Source organism: Pseudonocardia sp. ICBG1142 (assembly GCF_020496255.1).
GTDB lineage: Bacteria > Actinomycetota > Actinomycetes > Mycobacteriales > Pseudonocardiaceae > Pseudonocardia.
The window spans coordinates 15,278-32,563 of sequence record NZ_JAHLJC010000049.1 but is presented as its reverse complement, the minus strand read 5'-3'; the positions used below and the strand labels follow the sequence as shown (position 1 = coordinate 32,563).

At 64.9% G+C, this 17,286-nt stretch carries 15 protein-coding genes; 9 read left to right on the top strand and 6 right to left on the bottom strand.

The window, feature by feature from the left end; all coding sequences use genetic code 11:
* Window positions 1-213: 213 nt before the first annotated feature.
* A complete protein-coding gene (locus tag KPL59_RS35195; RefSeq protein ID WP_226363361.1) occupies window positions 214-390 on the bottom strand; it encodes a hypothetical protein in 177 nt (58 codons plus the stop codon).
* Window positions 391-1,396: 1,006 nt separating this feature from the next.
* Entirely contained in the window at window positions 1,397-2,065 is a 669-nt protein-coding gene (locus KPL59_RS35190; RefSeq protein ID WP_226363330.1) for a hypothetical protein, read from the bottom strand.
* A 276-nt stretch (window positions 2,066-2,341) separates the two neighbouring features.
* Between KPL59_RS35190 and KPL59_RS35185 the strand changes: the two genes are divergently transcribed.
* A complete protein-coding gene (locus KPL59_RS35185; protein WP_226359944.1) occupies window positions 2,342-3,106 on the top strand; it encodes a transposase in 765 nt (254 codons plus the stop codon).
* 64 nt (window positions 3,107-3,170) lie between these two features.
* Here KPL59_RS35185 and KPL59_RS35180 read toward each other — a convergent pair whose 3' ends face one another.
* Window positions 3,171-3,452 carry a hypothetical protein gene (locus KPL59_RS35180; RefSeq protein ID WP_226363329.1) on the bottom strand — a complete coding sequence of 94 codons (282 nt, stop codon included), beginning with the start codon at window positions 3,450-3,452 and terminating at the stop codon, window positions 3,171-3,173.
* A gap of 2,053 nt (window positions 3,453-5,505) precedes the next feature.
* Between KPL59_RS35180 and KPL59_RS35175 the strand changes: the two genes are divergently transcribed.
* The 6 genes from KPL59_RS35175 (at window position 5,506) to KPL59_RS35150 (ending at window position 11,611) form a co-directional block, all read left to right on the top strand.
* Entirely contained in the window at window positions 5,506-5,805 is a 300-nt protein-coding gene (locus KPL59_RS35175) for a hypothetical protein (protein ID WP_226363327.1), read from the top strand.
* Window positions 5,802-7,088 (top strand): hypothetical protein, encoded by a 1,287-nt coding sequence (locus KPL59_RS35170; RefSeq protein ID WP_226363326.1) that lies wholly within the window; start codon window positions 5,802-5,804, stop codon window positions 7,086-7,088. The genes KPL59_RS35175 and KPL59_RS35170 overlap by 4 nt, the downstream gene beginning before the upstream one ends.
* Window positions 7,085-9,397: a cell division protein FtsK gene (locus KPL59_RS35165; RefSeq protein ID WP_226363377.1), complete on the top strand. Its 2,313-nt coding sequence runs from the start codon at window positions 7,085-7,087 to the stop codon at window positions 9,395-9,397. The genes KPL59_RS35170 and KPL59_RS35165 overlap by 4 nt, the downstream gene beginning before the upstream one ends.
* Window positions 9,398-9,609: 212 nt before the next feature.
* Window positions 9,610-9,996, top strand: coding sequence for a hypothetical protein (locus KPL59_RS35160; protein ID WP_226363376.1), 387 nt, complete (start codon window positions 9,610-9,612; stop codon window positions 9,994-9,996).
* A 149-nt stretch (window positions 9,997-10,145) separates the two neighbouring features.
* Window positions 10,146-10,403: a hypothetical protein gene (locus KPL59_RS35155; protein ID WP_226363375.1), complete on the top strand. Its 258-nt coding sequence runs from the start codon at window positions 10,146-10,148 to the stop codon at window positions 10,401-10,403.
* Entirely contained in the window at window positions 10,400-11,611 is a 1,212-nt protein-coding gene (locus tag KPL59_RS35150) for a DUF3631 domain-containing protein (protein WP_226363374.1), read from the top strand. Before KPL59_RS35155 ends, KPL59_RS35150 begins: the two co-directional genes overlap by 4 nt.
* A gap of 207 nt (window positions 11,612-11,818) precedes the next feature.
* Here the strand turns inward: KPL59_RS35150 and KPL59_RS35145 are convergent, their stop codons facing one another.
* The 3 genes from KPL59_RS35145 to KPL59_RS35135 form a co-directional block, all read right to left on the bottom strand.
* Window positions 11,819-12,124, bottom strand: coding sequence for a hypothetical protein (locus tag KPL59_RS35145; protein ID WP_226363373.1), 306 nt, complete (start codon window positions 12,122-12,124; stop codon window positions 11,819-11,821).
* Window positions 12,124-13,083: a replication initiation protein gene (locus KPL59_RS35140; protein ID WP_226363372.1), complete on the bottom strand. Its 960-nt coding sequence runs from the start codon at window positions 13,081-13,083 to the stop codon at window positions 12,124-12,126. Before KPL59_RS35140 ends, KPL59_RS35145 begins: the two co-directional genes overlap by 1 nt.
* 195 nt (window positions 13,084-13,278) lie before the next feature.
* Window positions 13,279-13,590: a hypothetical protein gene (locus KPL59_RS35135; RefSeq protein ID WP_226363346.1), complete on the bottom strand. Its 312-nt coding sequence runs from the start codon at window positions 13,588-13,590 to the stop codon at window positions 13,279-13,281.
* A 254-nt stretch (window positions 13,591-13,844) separates the two neighbouring features.
* On the opposite strand from KPL59_RS35135, the gene KPL59_RS35130 reads away from it, so the two are divergent.
* Together KPL59_RS35130 and murJ are read left to right on the top strand one after the other, a co-directional pair.
* Complete coding sequence (locus tag KPL59_RS35130; protein ID WP_226363371.1) at window positions 13,845-14,396, top strand: hypothetical protein; 552 nt, start codon at window positions 13,845-13,847, stop codon at window positions 14,394-14,396.
* 927 nt (window positions 14,397-15,323) lie between these two features.
* Window positions 15,324-17,063, top strand: coding sequence for a murein biosynthesis integral membrane protein MurJ (gene murJ / locus KPL59_RS35125; RefSeq protein ID WP_226363370.1), 1,740 nt, complete (start codon window positions 15,324-15,326; stop codon window positions 17,061-17,063).
* Window positions 17,064-17,286: the final 223 nt, after the last annotated feature.

The following is a 17,286-nucleotide window of genomic DNA, read 5'->3' as shown; positions in this document are numbered from 1 at the left end:
AGAGCCGATCATCCGGGGAACTCCTCACCACCGCCGACAGGGGCGCGGTGCCGGTCCAGGGCATTGAGCTTCGCCCTGTGTTGTCTCCGGCCGCTGACGCGCCGGAGGGGTGCGGGCTCGCTGGCGCTCCACCCGAAACTCTGACTTGGCTTGTTGCTGCTGTGCCACTCAAATACTCCCAGGTAACAAGCCCGTCTGTCGCGTACCCCCAGGTCAGACCGGCGTGTCACCCCCACCCGGCCTCCGACCAAGCGCCAGCGGCACCGCACCCAGCAGCAGCAGCAGCAGCAGCAGCAGCCCGCCGGGGGCGCCCGCCCGCGTTTTCCTGAGGAAAACGCACATCTTGCTGCGCGGCTGCGCGGTGAACCGGCCGACCGGCGCCACGACCAAGCCCCGGACCGGAGCCCACCGCCCAAGATCATCAGATGATGCATGGGTCCTGTGGCTGTTGATCTTCGGTGGCGAGACGCCACCGAACCGGCCCGCCGAGCCGACAGCGCTCGCCTACAACGAGCTCGACACCACCAACCAAGATCAACAGCCACCACACCTATGCATCACTGATGATCACCGGCCCGGTGCCGGTCCCGCCCGGACGCTTCACCCCCGGGCGGCGCACCCCCGGAGGAGACCGTCACGGCCTTGATGAGCCCGAAGCCCGTAGCGATGGCCCCTGGCGCCACCCCAGAAGGCCGCCGCCGCGGCACCCAGCCCCCGAGCCCTCCGGAGGAGCAGGTCAACGTCGCGCTGAAGTGCTGACCGGCCCTCACGCCAGCGGCGAAGGCTGGTTCAACGCGATATCGCGCCCCAGCTCCTCCGCTCCGACCCCGCCTGACCAGCACAAACAGGTTGGGAAAGGCTCACTGATGACCTTCGGCTCGGTGCCGGACCGACCGTGCAGACCACCGATCTCATGTTCCAGATACAGGGAAGCTGCAATGCAGCGGATCACGTGGACACACCCAGGTCGGGACGTTGTCCACCAGGCGGGGTGTCAGAGGGTGTGGATGTTCCGGACAAGGAGGTCGAGGCGTCCCATGCTCCAGTTCCAGAACATGATCTTGAACCTGCTCAGCAGTGGCCACGCACGCAGACTCGTGAGTGACCGACGTCGTGAAGTACACGCCAATGACCGAGGGCCCCTCCGACTCGATCTCAACTACAAGGTCCTCCCCTACATCCAGACCAGAACACGGGGGGGGCGGCGGAGGCAGCGACGACACGAGCACAGAACGGACCCGCCACCCACGATCATTCAACTCCAAATCCCGTAAAACCCCCTCTACCAGCCGTCGTGCCTGCGCTTCACAAACACCCGACGCCGCTTCTAGGACCTCCTCGGGAGCACCGCTCGCAGCCACCCACGATCGATAAGGAGAACTCTGCTCGCTGGTCATCAGTATGTCAGGCGGGCCGACCCGGCAAATGTCAGCTTCGCAGTCCCACCCCCACCGAGATTATGGCGATACGTGAAGAAATCTTGATAGTCAAGGACATCATTCACGAACACCGGATTCATTGAACCGTGGAAAATATAGTCCGCCGACTCCACGTGACCGGAATTCTTGGGTCTACTCGTCCTGTTTTGCCACCACCGCAGCCCGTCTTCCCTGACCGGTCCGACAACTGTCGCCTTCACTGCCGGTGACAACCGATAACCCCATGCGACCACGCCATGAGATGGCAGACACGTAAACTGCAACGACAGCACCCCGTTCCGATCAGGACGATCCAGTCCATTACGGCATCCCAGAGTCTCCACTCGCGGAGCCTGACGAACCCCAAAGGGAATATCACGCGCGAAGCGGACACGAATTTTCTCTGCCTCTTCTCGCTGCAACGGCCTATCAAACTCAAAAACAAGATGAGCAGAATCCCCCGAAGTGCCCACCTCGACTCTGTCCACCTCGCCTGACTCCTGTGCCATCGCAGCAGAAGAGACACCCACCAACATCAATAACGACAACCCCACAGCGAACAATGCATTCGCTGCCGGAGCCATTCGTTTCGCAAATTTCCTGATCATCACCGGCCGAGTGAAGCAGTCACCCCAGTCGATCGTCAAGATCAGAATCAGCCACCACCTCCGGCCACGCCGTCACCAATCAAGGACCATCACTGAACGCAACCACGCGAACACGCTCAGCCACTACGGACAGATGCACCCAAAGCGACCTAAACCGCCCACACTGCCGCAGTCAGTTAACCTTGACCTTTACCTTGAGGCTTATTCAGGCCCCGTGAAATAACGATCTAGCCCGGCGTGTCGGGTTGGGCGACAGCCCGTCCATCGCGAATATTGGTTTGCCGAATCAATCCGAGATGAACGGGCTGCCGCAGTATGTACTATACCACTGGTTTCCGGCGTGATGAAATTCAGGATCTTGTCGCTATAGTGTATGAGCAGGATCAGCGGGACGCGACGGAGGCACGTTTGTCTTGGCCGCCGGTTCTGGGGTTGTTCTGGTCGGTGGTGATCACGTTGGCGTATCTGCGCGGGAATCGTGTGCAGTGGGAGTTGGCGGAAACCTATGGGGTGTCGCAGTCGACGGTTAGTCGAGCGATCACGGGGGTGACACCGTTGCTGGCACAGGCGCTGCGGAGTGTCGTTCCGACGGCAGAGGAGCTTCGTGCCGATCGGCAGTACATCATCGATGGAACCTTGCTGCCCTGCTGGTCATGGGCCGCGGTGCCGGGTCTGTGGTCGGGCAAGCATCGCACCACCGGCGTCGTCGTCCAGGTCGCAGCCACCCTGGAAGGGCAGCTGTCGTGGATCTCCGACCCGACCCCAGGATCCCGACACGACCTATATTGCCTCGACCAATCCGGCGCCCTCGACCACCTCGCCACATACCCCCCGATCGGCGATAAAGGATACATCGGGCGCGGCATGCTCACCCCGTTCAAAAAACCACCCGGCCGGGAACTTCTCGACTGGCAAAAAACATTCAACAAGAGCCTCAACCACACACGCGCCACCATCGAACGAGTCATCGCCCATATCAAAACGTGGAAAGTTCTCCACACAGACTACCGGCGGCCCTACGCCACATTTAAAACGACAATCTCGGCAGTCATCGGACTCATCTTCTACACACTTACCTGACGGAGCCTGAATAAGCCTCGATGATCGGCGATATAGACTCATGGCGGGCAGGGAACGATCCTCTTCATCGGCGCTTATCGTCTTTGACGATCCGTCGGGCAATCTCGGCCGCAATTACGCTATCTTTAATGCCCGCACCCGTGATGTTCCGATACTCTTTTGCTGCCTCGCTCCATGCACCATGTCGAGCCAGCTCAATGACAGGATTGAATCTCTCTTCCGAAAAGTAGTCGACTGCGCCTCTTTCGCGAAGGTGTCCGAGAACGAAGTCAGCAGCATCTCGCGCGGCACTGGGCGTCCTGAAAATCCGATACAGCTTCATTTCGCCCACGGAGTCGCGCACCACGCTCCAGCTCCCGCCAAAGAAACTGCCGCCCCGGCAAGACCACCCTTTAACGCGTTCACTCCGACCAAACGCGCCAGCACGTACGCGACGTCTTTCCACTTCTTAGCGGCCATGAGATACGCGAGTTGAGAGCCCCCTTTAGCTGCACCCGCAGTAAGAGCCCCTAGCCCTACAGCATTGAGCACGCATTCGCGATACTGCGGGGAGTCGATCGCATGGTAAGGAACGGGTCCATTGAGCGCTTCTGCCACCTGGGCCAGCTCTCGAAAATCTTTATCGCGAGAAAACGCCGGATTTACCCGCCACTGCTCACCGTCGTTCACAAGCACGACAGAGAATAAATACTCTGCCTCTTCGGCGGCCCGGCGCGCCTCATCCGGACTCAGCGATTCATCTCCAACTGGGGAGACTCCACTAGCTTCAAGGTCTCCGCGTTGGCTGGGGGCGGCGACCGAGACTCCTGTCATCACTACCGGAGCTTCGGCCGAAGCGATCCCAGTGGCCGACCCCATTGCAACAGCCACAACTAACACAGTCCCGATAACACGCGACGCAGATGCGAACCTCTTCGTGCACATGACCGCATCCGAACACGCCCCCCCCCCCGGTGGTCAAGAACCACTACCAGAAGCAATCACGCGAACACACTCAGCCACTACGGACAGATACACCCAAACAAGCTCAAACCACCCACTCCTGCCGTAGTCAGTTGACCTTGACCTTTGCCTTTTTCAAACCATGGAACTACGTACTGACGATCACGGCCGCTCCGCGACCACAACCCGCCAGCCCGACCCAGCGGGACTCACTCCACCACCCACACAACAGCAGGTCACAACGATGACCTACCTGAGAGCGCCCCGGGGCAAGTCCAGAAGACGGCCCCGAAAACGATCTTGTGTTCTCTCGGGAGGAACAAAACCCCTCTCGGGAGTTACTGGGCCACCTGTCAGGCCGACAGCACCGAGGACACGCGACCTCAACGATAGCGCGACAACCCCCACATCCGCCGGATCGCGCATCGGGCGGATGCAGTGGCTCCTGCACGCACCAAAACACCGTGCAGGCAGATACTAAATCCATCCTGCGGCACCTTTGAAACCGCACAACCAGTCACATCAATACTGTGCCCGGCGCCACCCCCGCCCTAGCGCAAAAGAGCCCTCATCCGTGGCTCTGACAACGCCCAGCCCTCCGGTACTACAAGCGGCAGAAGAGGCGGCAGGGGAGTACTCAGCAACACCTGCAGAGCGCCGCACCCTGCAGCACCGGAAACGCAACCACGCACCACCGATAATCGAGACCGCTGGCGCGCCCCACTCGGCCCCGGCCCGTCACGCAGAGTGAGACTCCAGGGGATGTCCCGAAACGACCCCCAAGCCGAGTCAAGCCGAGACAGCCGTGCCACCCCTACTGTTTACCCAGGTCAATACCCATTTTCCCCTGGCACGGCTTGAGGGGGTGGCACGGCTCAAGCCGTGCCACCCCCTCAACGGCCAGCGCGCTCACACGCGCCGAAGATCACCCTGAACGTGGGCTGACCAGCAAAAACGGCGCCCAGGCAGCCATTCGAGCCCATCGTCACGTTCCGTGATCAATGTGGGGCGCAGGTGACGGCGGGCAGGCCGGTCGAGATTAGTGCTTGACAGCCGGTGCGGGGTCGTGTCTAGCTTGAGGAGCGAGCCCGCCAGCCCGGCGGGGTTGCGGTCACCGCCCAGGATTCCACTCCGGGGCGGCGACCTAACCGAACAACCTGAGAGAACAGGTGATCGGCTATGGGCCATGCTGCCCTTGGCGTCTGCACGTCTCCACCGGTAGGTGGAACTTTTCTTCCAAACTCCCCCGACAGCGACCCTGATCCCGGCGTTGACCAGGGCTTCTCGTGGTGCCCGGATGGTCTGACCGAGCGGGTCATCGACCGCCTCTACGGCGACCTCCTCGACGACCCCGATCCGGCCGACGAGTCGTCTGACGGGGCGTCCGCAGGTCGCCTGCTGACGCTTCCGCCCCGACGTCCCGTGGTCGTTTCCGCTGGTCAGGGCGGTGAGGTGGCATGAACGCGCTGCTTCACCGTGCCGTCACGGTGGTTCGGGATCGGGCCACCGAGATCGCTGTCGTCGCCGCCCTGGCGGGGGCGACACTGGGCCTGACCTGGTGGTTCGCCGCACCGCTCGGCTTCGTGACCGGCTGGTGGGCTGCCGCTGAGCTGCGCCTCTGGCAGGTCCGCCGGGCCGTCCCTGCCTCGACTGCCCGGGGCGAGTTGCCTGCCGCAGACGACGCCTCCGACGGCCCTGAGTCGCCCGCTGAGCGGGTTTCGGCTGGTCAGCAGGGCAAGGGGAGGGCCGGAGCATGACCACCACGAACCACTCGGGGGCTGCGACCCGGGCGGCCGAGCGGCGCGAGACCCGCGCTCTGGACGCCCGCCTCGCCCGCGAAGCCGCCGACGCTGCCGCGCAGCGGCGGATCGCCGAGCAGAACGCCCGCCGCGACCGCGCCCAGACCGACCGCGACGCGGCTGAACGTCGCCGGACCGAGCAGCGGCAGGTCCGCGCCGACGCCCTGGCCAAGGTCCTGACCTGGGCTTCTGCCCACGTCGTGGAGCTGCTCATCTACCCGATCGCGCTCCTGTCCTTCGCCCTCGCCGCACCCGCCATGGCCACCTACGGCACCACCATCTACGGCCCCGGCGGCCTGCTACTGGCCGGGATCACCGAACTCGGCATGTGGGCCTTCGCCCTCGCCATCACCGCATCCCGACACCACGCACCGGACCAGCCGGTGGCCGGGTTGCAGGCCGGGGTCGTTCTCTTTTCCCTGGTCGCCGCCGGGATGAACCTCCTCCACGGCCTCCACCAAGGCTGGACCGCCGGGATCGTCATGGCCGTCGTGTCCATCGCAGGCGTCGCCGCGCACCAACTGACTTTGGCCGGAGCACCGCGCTCCCGGGCCGAGCGACGGGCGGCACGTCTGACCGCGCTGGTGGAGGCGAAGACCGACCGCGCACGACGCCTCGCCGTCCGCGACGCCGCAGCAGTCATCCAGACCAACGGCACAGCGGAGCTGGCCTACCGACCCGGGACCTACCAGGTCCGGCGCCGCACACTCGCCGCGACCACCGCCCCGGAACGACCTGTCACACCGGATGCGTCGGTCGGCATCAATCGCGCCGACGACTGGGACTGGGCACTGGCCGCCCTCGTCGAGGGCGCGGGCTGTGTCGGCTCCCGACTCACCAACGACCACGACTACGAGGCCGACCCGGCCCTCGACGGCCTCGACTCCGGGGTCGACTCGCACCTCGACGATGATCATGGGGGCGGTGTCGCCATCCTCGACCGCAGCCCGGAGGAGTCGGGTGGGGAGTCGAGGGCTGACCTGCGACAGTCGACCCCTCCAAGATCATCGTCGACCCTAGGAGTCGACCCCGACCATGATCTTGAAACCGGGTCGACCCCGCGCACCCTCGATGATCTTCGGCAGCTCCTCCGGACCGCGGTCGCTGACGGCCGGGTCGACCCCGGCTCAGCCGAGTCCATCCGCAGGGGCCTGCGCTGCTCGGCCGCCCGCGCCCGCCAGCTCCGTGACGACCCCGAACCTCGGGGCGGAGACGAACAGCAGGGCGGAGGCCCGCGATGAGCCACCACGACGACCAGACCGGCCGCGACGAGGCTGGCGGCGCCAGCCCAGCCCACCACGCGTCATCAGGGGACAAGCTGGCGCAGGTCATCACCCTGCACCAGCACACCGGCACCCGCGACGCCGAGGCCCCGGTGGTGGTCGAGGGCGAGATCGTGGCCTGCGGCGCGCAGGTGGAAGGCCCCGCGCCCGGGACACCGGGGACCGGGGTGGTGTCGCGGCGGGACCTTTACCGCTCCGACCTGCACGCCGCAGGCCGCGGCGCCCTCGCCGCCGCGACCCATCCCGCCACCGTCACCACCACGAAGGCGCTGGTCAGGAACACTTTCTATGTGTTCTCCGGCGCCGGGGTCCTCGTTCAGCGGTGGCGGGACACCCACGGCACCAGCCGGTATGAGCGTCAGATGCGCGCCGCCGAGATCGCAGGTGACCAGGACCGCCTGTTGGAGTGGGAGGCCCGGGACGTCGCCGAGAAGCAGCGTCGTCATGGGCGGGTGATGGACTGGGTCAACGCGCCGCTGGCCTGGGCGCGTGCGGCTGGGGTCGGCGCGCTGATCGCGCTCGGGATGCTCCTCGGCCTCGGGGCCGTCCTCGCGATCGCCGCCAAGGACATCTCCCTGGTCATCGCCCCCATCGCTGGGGTCATCGACGCGGTCGCGTGGGTGGTCACGTTCGTGACCGTCTACGCCACCGTGATCGCCACCCTGGCCGGAGCCGGGGCGGTGCTCGGACTGTGGGCGCTCGGGCGAGCGAGGACCGAGGCACCGACCTGGGCTGCTCCCGTCGAGGACGACGAGGACGGCACCGGGCGGGGTGTGATCGTCGACGAAAGCGCCGTGGTCAACGCCCTACGCAACCTCGGCCTGCCCGCGCTGAACAGCAAGTTCAAGCAGGGCTGGACACCACGCTGGAACCTCCCACCCGTCCACGACGGGCGCGGCTGGCACTGCCAATTCCTCCTGCCCGAAGGCGTCACCGTCGAGATGCTCAACCGACGCAAAGACGTCCTCGCCCACAACCTGCTCCGCCTACCGGTCGAGGTGTGGCCCACCGAAGCCCGCGACCACCCCGGAACGCTGGACCTGTGGGTCGCCGACCAAGGCAGCCTCACGAAACCGGTCGCCCAGGTGCCCGGCGACGACGGGACCACCGACTACTTCCGCGGTGTCCCCGTCGGCGTCACCCCACGCTCCGACCTGGTCACCGGACGGCTGTTCGGCACCAACTGGGGCATCGCCGGGATGATGGGCTCCGGCAAATCCACCCTGATCATCGACGTCCTCGCCGGAGCGATCCTCGACCCACTCGTCGAGATCGACATCTACTGCATGGCCCACAACGCCGACTACGACCCCTTCCGGCCGGTCGCCCGGACGCTGTTCGTGTCCGACGATCCGGACGAGGTGCCGACGGTCCTCGACGGGCTCAAGGCGCTCATGTCCGAGCTGTCGGAACGAGGGCGGAAGCTGTCCGCAGCGGGCGAGCCGAAGCTGACGCGCAAGCTCGCGGCCAGCGATCGGTCGATGCGCCCGCGGGTGGTGGTGATCGACGAGTGCCAGGAGCTGTTCGTCTCCCCTATCGGCGCCGAAGCAGCCGAGCTGGTCGCCAAGATCGTCGCGAAGGCACGCAAATACGGCGTGACGTTCCTGTTCGCGACACCAGTCCCCTCGAAGGAGTCCCTGCCCAGGGCGGTGGCGAAGGTCCTGTCCAACCGGGCCTGCTTCGCGATCGCCGATCACCAGGGCAACGACGCGATCCTCGGCACGGGAAAGCACACCGCAGGGATCACCGCCACCACCCTGCAACCCATGACCGTGGGCGCCGACGGCACGGTGGACCTCGGGGACCTCGGCACCGCCATGACCTCGGGATTCACACCCCAAGACGGGCTCATGCGCTGCTTCTACATCCCACGCGGCAACGGCATCGACGAACTCACCCCGATCATCGAACGCGCCGTGAAACTCCGACAGGAGGCCGGACTCACCACCGGACCCGCGACAGCCCCGGCCCCGGCCCCGGCAGCGCGGCGGGACCTCCTGGAAGACCTGCTCCACGTCCTTCACGGGCACAAGCGGATGCGCACCCAAGAAGCCCTCGCCGCGCTCACCGAACTCGACCGCGCCCACTACGGGACGTGGACCTTCGCCCGCCTCGCCGACGAGCTACCCGCCGACGCCCGGCCCTACAAGTCCGACGGAGTCATGGTCCTCAGCACCGCCCGCCTCCACGAAGCCCACACCGACGCCACCCACGAATCCATCACCGACAGTGATGAATCCGGGCCCGGCCAGAACGGCTACTTCTAGAGGGAGTCGGTCAGGGAGGCGTCAGGGAGGCAGGGAGTTCTCCCTCCCGCCTCCCTGACCCCTCCCTCCCTGGGATGACCTGCACAGACGGTCACTCAGGGAGGCCAGGGACCCACCCGCTCCAGCACCTCTGAAACCCGTATCTGAGCAGGGACGGAGGCATCTCGGTGCCTCCCTCCCTCCCTGTCGGCATGCCAAAAACAGGAGACCTGATGACCACCCACAGTCACCACCCTGAACCGCCGGAACCACCTGACCCGCCCGCCGCCCGGGCGCTGCCGGTCCCGGTCCCGCGCCTGTCCGAGACCGATCGGGCCGACGCGCTGGAGGTGATCAGCTTCCTCGACCCCGCCGTCCTCGCCGCCGTCCTCGGCCGAGCCCAGCCCACGTCGCCGCTGCTGGTCGCCGCCCGGGTCGGGGTCGAGGTCGCCGACCTACGCCACGCCCACGCAACCGCACTACGCGACGCCAGCACGGCCATCTCCGCCGCCTACACCGCTGCCGGGCTCGCCCACCAGCCGTCCCACGCCGAGCTACTCCGGCGCCGCTACCCACCCCACGGCGACCCGACCACCTGGGCACACGGGAACGCCGCATGACCACCCACCAGCAGCAGTGTTTGCCCTGGTCAGCACTGACACCCGAAACCAGGGGCAAGTCGACCCGGACCGCAGCCCGCCCCCAGGGCAGGCGAGGACCGGAAGCGACGCGGCAGCACCGCTCCTCACCAACCCGCCGGTTGTCCCGGATGGCGGTCCAGGTCGCTGACGGGCGAGAGCTGGCCGTGCTGGTCGACGGGCCGTGGCGGGGGCGCTGGTACTGGGCCGACGACCTGACCGCCATCCAGCACGCGTCCCGCCGCTACCCGGACAGCCACCCCGCCGCCGAACTCCGCACCTACGCACCCAGCTCGGAGCTCGCGCCGCACCCGGTCGAGCCCGAGGTGACCGGACGCCTCTGGCGACACCACCCGACCACCGCAACCGCCTTCAGGAGGAGCACGTGAACACCCACGACGACCAGATTCCCGCAGGTCAAGCCGAAGGTTCCCGATCCGGCACCTTCACCCCGCCGACACCACCCGCCCCGACCGGCAGCACCGTTCACGGCACCGCCGGTGCCGCGATTCTCGACGACCTGGAGACCGCCCTGCGCCGCTACGTCGCCCTGCCCTCGGACGCGGCCGTGGTCGGGGTGGTGCTGTGGATCGCCGCGACCCACGCCCAACCGGCCTGGGCGCACGCCCCACGGCTGGTCGTGCGGGCACCGGAGAAGCGCTGCGGCAAATCCCGCCTCCTCGACGTCGTCGAAGGCGCCTGCCACCAGCCGTTCATCACCGTCAACGCCACCCCCGCAGCGGTCTACCGCTCCATCACCCAAGATCCACCCACCATGCTCGTCGACGAGGCGGACACGATCTTCGGACCCGCAGCCACAGGCCACGAAGACCTCCGCGGCCTGCTCAACGCCGGACACCAACGCAACCGGCCCGCCAAGCGCTACGACCTCGCCAAAAACCGCGTCGAGTCCATCTCCACCTTCGCCATGGCAGCGCTGGCCGGGATCGGACGCATGCCCGACACCATCGAAGACCGCGCCGTCGTCGTCCAGATGCGCCGCAGAGCACCCGGAGAGACCGTCGCCCCGTATCGACACCGACGCGACCGGCCGCGCCTCCAGAAGCTCGCTGAGCGCCTCCACGGCTGGCTCCGCGACGACCTGTCGGCCCTGGAGGCCGCCGAGCCGGTGATGCCCGTCGAGGACCGGGCAGCTGACACCTGGGAACCACTCATCGCGGTCGCCGACCACGCAGGCAGCCACTGGCCCGAACGCGCACGCGCCGCGATCCTCGCGTTGCAGGACGAGGACACCGGGGACGACCGCTCCGAACGCATCCGCCTCCTCGCCGACTGCCACACCGCCTTCGCCGACGAACACGCCCTGCCGACCATGCGGCTGATCCAGCAGCTCCGGGCCGACCCGGAAGCACCGTGGGCCGACTACGGGCCACACGGCGAAGGACTCACCGCCATGCGCCTCGGCAAGCTACTCGCCGAGTACGACATCCAGTCCGAGAAAATCACCTTCCCCGGCTTCGGCCAGACTCGGGGCTACCAGCGCGCGGCCTTCGCCGACGCCTGGCGCCGCTACACACCCGATCTGATCACAGACGGCAACAACAGCAACGAACCGCCGCCTGAGCCATCGTTGTAGCTGGTCAACGTCCTGAGGGGCCTGTCCCGACCAGTCGGGACAGGCCCCTCAGGACGTTCGTTGGCGTGCACTAGGCGGCTTAAGTCGCCTAGTGCTTTCAAGCCGCCTACGATCAACTTGTGGTCTGACCTGGTGATCTGTCTCCGTCTAGGCGGCTTAGGCGGCTGTAGGCGGCTTGAGGGTCGTTTCGGGACATCCCCCGAAATCTCACTGTGCGTAATCAGTGTTGTGTAGCTGTGCGGCAGCGGCCCATTCGCCGTTGCGGCGGGCGTCGGCGAGGAGGCGTCCGACGATGGCGGGGGTGTCGCCGGTCTGTGCGGCGATCTCGCGGTAGGTCCAGCCTTGGAGTCTGAGCTGGATCACTGGGGCGCGTCGTTGGCGGGCTCGTTGTTCATAGTCGGCGCGTGGTTCGGCGATGAGCCCGGTGATGGTCCGTTCGGAGAGGCCCATGTCGGCGGCGATCTCACGGGCGGTCTTGGACGTCGCTCGGCGACGCGGGTTCAGGGCGCCCATCAGTAGCCCTTCTGTTCCAGGAGTGCAAGCCGCTGAAGCCTCGCCTCCGTTTGACTCCGGCCTCGCGCCTGGCCTCCCACGAGGCCGCCTTTTCGTCCTCGTGCGGCTTGGATGGCGCGGAAGGTGTCGTCGTAGGCCTGGGGGCCTCTGGTCCAGATGCGGGAGCGGGTGGTGATCCAGCGGTGGATGGAGTCGGCGATCGCGCGGGCTTCCGCGGCGGGCAGGGGGATGGAGAACTCCAGGTTCCGTTCGGCCACGCCAGCGCGTAGGACGGTCTTGAAGCCGTCGGGGTCGCCGAAGTGGTGGCGGACCTCGCGGTAGGCCCACAGGCGGACACCGTCGAACAGGGTGCAGTTCCGCCCGAGCCCGCACGGGTCGGCCTTACGCGCTCGTTGCTGGCGCCAGTCCTTGGGCGGCATGTGCCCACCCGCCTGCAGCGCCGCCTCCAGCTCGCCGAGAGTCCACAGGTGGTCGTGCATGTACTGGGTGGCCCAGCTCCCGGCGAGTGGGTTCTTCACCAGCAGCCCGGAGTAGCGGCGGTCGCCATCCACGGCGCGGCGGAGGCCTTCCAGGACCGAGGCGGCGTAGGCCAGCACGTTGCGACGGGCGTACTCGGTACGACAGACCGGGGTAGCGAGGATCCAGACGGCGTGGGCGTGCCCGTTGAACGGGTTGGTGATGATCAGGTTCGGCATCGGATGGTTCCCGTTCGCCGACAACGCCCGCAGCAACGCGTCGGGGTGGTCGATGTCGACGATCAGGAAGGTCAGCATCACCGACGGCGACGCCTCGATGTAGGCCAGCAGCAACGCGGCATCCCGGCCCATCCGGCGGATGCCCCAGGCCAGGTTGTCGGTGGCATACGGGCGTCGGGGCTTCCAGTTCCCCTCGAACAGCGCACGCAGCTCGGCCTCCCCCGGGGTAGCGGGGGCCGTCAGGTGCAGGGTCGACGACGACAAGGGGGGGCTCCAGGTAGGGGGTGGTCCAGTCGTAGGGCATTGAGCTTCGCCCTGTCTTCTTCGGCCCGATGACGCGGGCCTGGGATCGCTGGGACAGCGAACTATCTGACTTGGCTCTGCCTGCGTACCCGTATTTTCCCTGGTCGTGGCGAAACGCGCGCAACCAGGGGTGCAGGTCTGGCCTGACAGAGATAACTAGGCCGGAGCGGGGGTTCCGGCGAGTACCGGGATCGGTTCCTCGTTGAGGTCGGCTACCAGGTCGGACAGGTCCGAGATCGCCGAGCACAGAACCCTCACGACCTGCGCCCGGTGCGAGCGGGAGAGCAACGAGTCCGAGATCCAGGTCGGATTGCGATCGTCAAAAACGCGGTCGAGGGCGCATTCCACCAGCGCCACGACCTCCGACGCCCGCATCGACGTTTTCTCCTCGGGCGCCGCCGGAGCTGACGCCTCTGACTCAGCGGGCTCATCCTCGCCTGCGTCGAGGACGCCGGGCACGTCAGACATGCACACACGCCTTCCTTCATCCCGGAGGGCATCGGGGGTGCCCACCGGTCACTGGCCGGAAGCAGATCAGCACACTCCGCCCCTGTCAAGAACATCTCGACGGGATAGTGGCGCGTCCCTCCCTTCCTGCTCGGGATACGCTGGGTCCCTCGCTCATCGACTCTCAGCGACGTGTACACGAGCCGAGCCGAGCCGAGGAAAAGCTATCCCGGCCCCAGCTCGGGAGAAACGAGACGGGGAGAGCGCCGACGGGCATGAGCGAGACCACCGAACACCCCGACAGCGACAGCGACAGCGACGACCCGGTCATGCCCGCGCTGCCGCCGCAGACTCTGGCTGATCGACTCAACCGGGCATTCGCGACGCTGCATCCCGCCGACCGTGGGCCCTACAGCAACCGCGAAGTCATCCGCTGGCTCCAGGCGAACTCCACCCCCGAACAGTCCATCCCCTCCCTGAACTACCTCGGCCTGCTCCGCAGCGGCGAGGCCACCGACCCCACCGTCGGCAAGCTCCAATCCATCGCGCGCTTCTTCAAGATCCCTGCGACCTACTTCATCGAAGACAACGCCCACTCCGACGCCGTGCAGGCCGATCTCCAGCTTCTCGACGCGATGCGCGACACCCAGGTCCGCGAGATCGCCGCCCGAGCCGTCCAGCTCGACCCGTCCATCCGCGACTGGCTCATCGACACCATCCGACGCCTACCCGACCTCGCCAACGGCCCCCCACCGCGCACCGCGCAGCGCCAACGCATCGAAATGCCGGTCACCGACAAGCCCACCAAACGGCGACGGCGGGCATGATCAACCCACGTGATACACCGTGTCTGATCGATCTCTCCGGGAGTACGACCGTGGGAACCGCGACGCGTGCGACAGCCACGCGCAGCTACGACACCGACGCTGAGATCCGTACGTTCGCTCGTAGCGCGCTCGCCGAGATCGGCGCGACCCCCGACCTCGACCCGGTCGAGCTATGCCGACGGCTGAGCATCCACCGAGACCACCCGATCGAGATCGTCTCGACCCGGATGCCCTGCTCCTCGCTGCTCGGGTTCTGCGTGAAGACCACGACTACCGACTACATCGTCCACCCGCACGACCTCGCGCGATCACAGCATCCGTCACGAGATCGTCCACGTCCTGTTCAACTACCCACATCCCCTTCATCTGATACTTTTTCTGGCTGCTACCGGGGAGTTACTTCCTCAGTCTGGCCTGTCAGTCACTCAGCCTAACTGTCCAATCTATCTGGAGAACACTGTGTCTATTTTGCGATCCGCTGGCAAAGCCTTTCTCCTCAGTGGCGCTATCACTTTGGGAGCAATTTCATTTAGCGGCCTTGCCGATGCCGCACAGCCTGGAGCGTCCCACTCCAGTATTTCTGCTCCGACTCAGCAGTCATGCGGGTTTCGCAGCGTACGAATCTCACAACATGAGTCTTCCGCCTACTGGCGCAATTGCGTCAGCCACGGTCAGCGCATTAATGTCGACCGCGCATTCTGGCCCGACTTTCAGGTCTGCGTACCGCAAGGTCAGGACCGCTACCTTGGCGCCGGACTAATTCCGGTTGGTCCAGGAGCTATCCGTGGGGCCACGGTAATCGGCTCCTGCTGATCTCCACCAGAGCATGCTTGAGGAAACAATTCGCTGTGGCCAGCGCGCCCCGGTCGCGGCCCTCGCTGAAATTCTCCCTGTCTCTCTACTAGACACAGCTTTACCGCAGTGATCATGCGCCGGGATGACGCCGAGAGCACGCAACCTCTTACGCAAATCCCCTCCCCACTAGTCGGCGAGGTCTCACCTGTCACTAAAGAGATAGAGCAAGTGCATGCACCAGCTGGCCGCCTTGTCGGCGAGCCGACGCGACCTCCTCATGAATTACTAAGATCATCCAGATTGGTCGCGATTGCAAGTCTCGTCAGTAGAGTTACTGGCTTCATTCGCAACATCGCGCTCGTGTCGATCCTTGGATTCGCATCCCTAAATGATGCATACACGATTTCTAACACGCTTCCTAATGTCGTTTACGAGTTGCTCCTCGGCGGGGTTCTAAGCAGTGTAATGATCCCCGTCCTAGTCCGCGCTCAAGGCGACGCTGATGGGGGCGAAAAGTTCACGAGAAAGTTGCTAACACTTACAGGAGTTGCGCTCCTGGTCGCAACTATTCTAGCCGTGCTAGCTGCGCCCTTATTGACACGTCTCGTGATTAGCGCGAGTGAGGCAGCTCCCGCAAACTCTGAGCTCACCACGGCATTCTCCTGGCTCCTTCTTCCGCAGATCTTTTTCTATGGCATGGGAGCGCTACTCGGGGCGATTCTCAATTCAAAGCAAGTTTTCGGCCCATTTGCCTGGGCCCCGGTCCTGAACAATATCGTCGTGCTCGCCACGCTCGCGGTCTATGCGCTAATCCCTGGTGAGATTTCAATCAACCCGATAACTATGGGGGAGCCTAAGCTGTTAGTGCTCGGCTTAGGAACAACCATCGGTGTTGTCGCGCAAACACTGCTGCTACTACCATACATGAAGCGCGTCGGATTCAATTATCGTCCGCTATGGGGCTGGGACTCAAGACTGTCGCAAGCTGGCGGAATGGCCTTGTGGGTCACTGGGTACGTTGCAGTGGGGCAGATCGGCTACGTTATCACTACGCGTGTAGCGACAGCAGCTGATGCTGGTTCTGTTGTCACCTATACGAATGCCTGGTTGTTACTGCAAGTTCCTTATGGCGTTCTGGGAGTCTCTCTTTTAACCACACTGATGCCTCGGCTTAGTCGGGCCGCAGCAAACGCTGACATTAGACAGCTCGCTAATGACTTTTCTCTAGGGGTAAGATTATCCACCCTGGCTTTAGTCCCCGTCGCTGCCGTAATGACCGCCTTTGGCGACGTCCTTGGTATCGCCTTATTTTCGATCGGTGCTGGGGGCGGCTCGGGCGCAGAACGGCTTGGCCTGACTGTTGCATGGTCGGCATTTGGAATATTGCCGTACGCGGTGATGATGCTACAAATTCGCGTCTTCTACGCGCAGGGCGACTCGCGCACCCCGACGCTAATCCAGTTGTGGCTGATCACGTTAAAGGTGCCACTTCTGCTTCTGTGTCCGATGGTCCTGCCGTCTGAGCAAGTGGTCATCGGGATTGCCGCGGTTAACTCTCTTTCTTTCATCTGGGCCGCCATCGCTAGCCAATGGCTCCTCCGTCGAAAAATGGGGGAGATTCCGATCAGTGAAGTGCTAGACTTTCTTTGGCGGGTCTCCCTATCTGCAGGATTAAGCGCAGTCGCTGCTCGGGGTGCACTGGAGCTGGCAGAGCCGCTGCTGGCGACCTACCCGGGCCTCGTGCGTGCGTGGGCTCTGCTCCTTGCCGGAGCCCTTATCTCCCTATCCCTTACTTTTGCCACGTTAAAATTACTGAAAACGCCCAGCATTAACGACCTTCTTGGTCGTAAAGATCACATGGGAGCAAACTAAGCCTCATGGGCAAGAAGAAATGGTGACTCGCTCGCTGACCTCGCCACGATCCACGCCGACCACCACGACCTCGACGTCTCCATCTACGGCGGCGAGTGGGACGATCCCGGCATCATCACAGTCCAGGTCTGGCGCACAGAACTCATCGACCGCAACGAAGACCTCCCAGACTCCTGACTCAACCGGGTCATCCGAAAAATCGGATGACCCCCTGCCTACCAGC

What these genes read in the sequence shown, in the direction of transcription:
- KPL59_RS35160 (WP_226363376.1), top strand. Translation starts at nt 9,610, where the DNA reads ATGACCACCCACAGTCACCACCCTGAACCGCCGGAACCACCTGACCCG.
- KPL59_RS35145 (WP_226363373.1), bottom strand. Translation starts at nt 12,124, where the DNA reads ATGGGCGCCCTGAACCCGCGTCGCCGAGCGACGTCCAAGACCGCCCGT.
- KPL59_RS35185 (WP_226359944.1), top strand. Translation starts at nt 2,342, where the DNA reads ATGTACTATACCACTGGTTTCCGGCGTGATGAAATTCAGGATCTTGTC.
- KPL59_RS35170 (WP_226363326.1), top strand. Translation starts at nt 5,802, where the DNA reads ATGACCACCACGAACCACTCGGGGGCTGCGACCCGGGCGGCCGAGCGG.
- KPL59_RS35175 (WP_226363327.1), top strand. Translation starts at nt 5,506, where the DNA reads ATGAACGCGCTGCTTCACCGTGCCGTCACGGTGGTTCGGGATCGGGCC.
- murJ (WP_226363370.1), top strand. Translation starts at nt 15,324, where the DNA reads ATGCGCCGGGATGACGCCGAGAGCACGCAACCTCTTACGCAAATCCCC.
- KPL59_RS35155 (WP_226363375.1), top strand. Translation starts at nt 10,146, where the DNA reads ATGGCGGTCCAGGTCGCTGACGGGCGAGAGCTGGCCGTGCTGGTCGAC.
- KPL59_RS35165 (WP_226363377.1), top strand. Translation starts at nt 7,085, where the DNA reads ATGAGCCACCACGACGACCAGACCGGCCGCGACGAGGCTGGCGGCGCC.
- KPL59_RS35135 (WP_226363346.1), bottom strand. Translation starts at nt 13,590, where the DNA reads ATGTCTGACGTGCCCGGCGTCCTCGACGCAGGCGAGGATGAGCCCGCT.
- KPL59_RS35130 (WP_226363371.1), top strand. Translation starts at nt 13,845, where the DNA reads ATGAGCGAGACCACCGAACACCCCGACAGCGACAGCGACAGCGACGAC.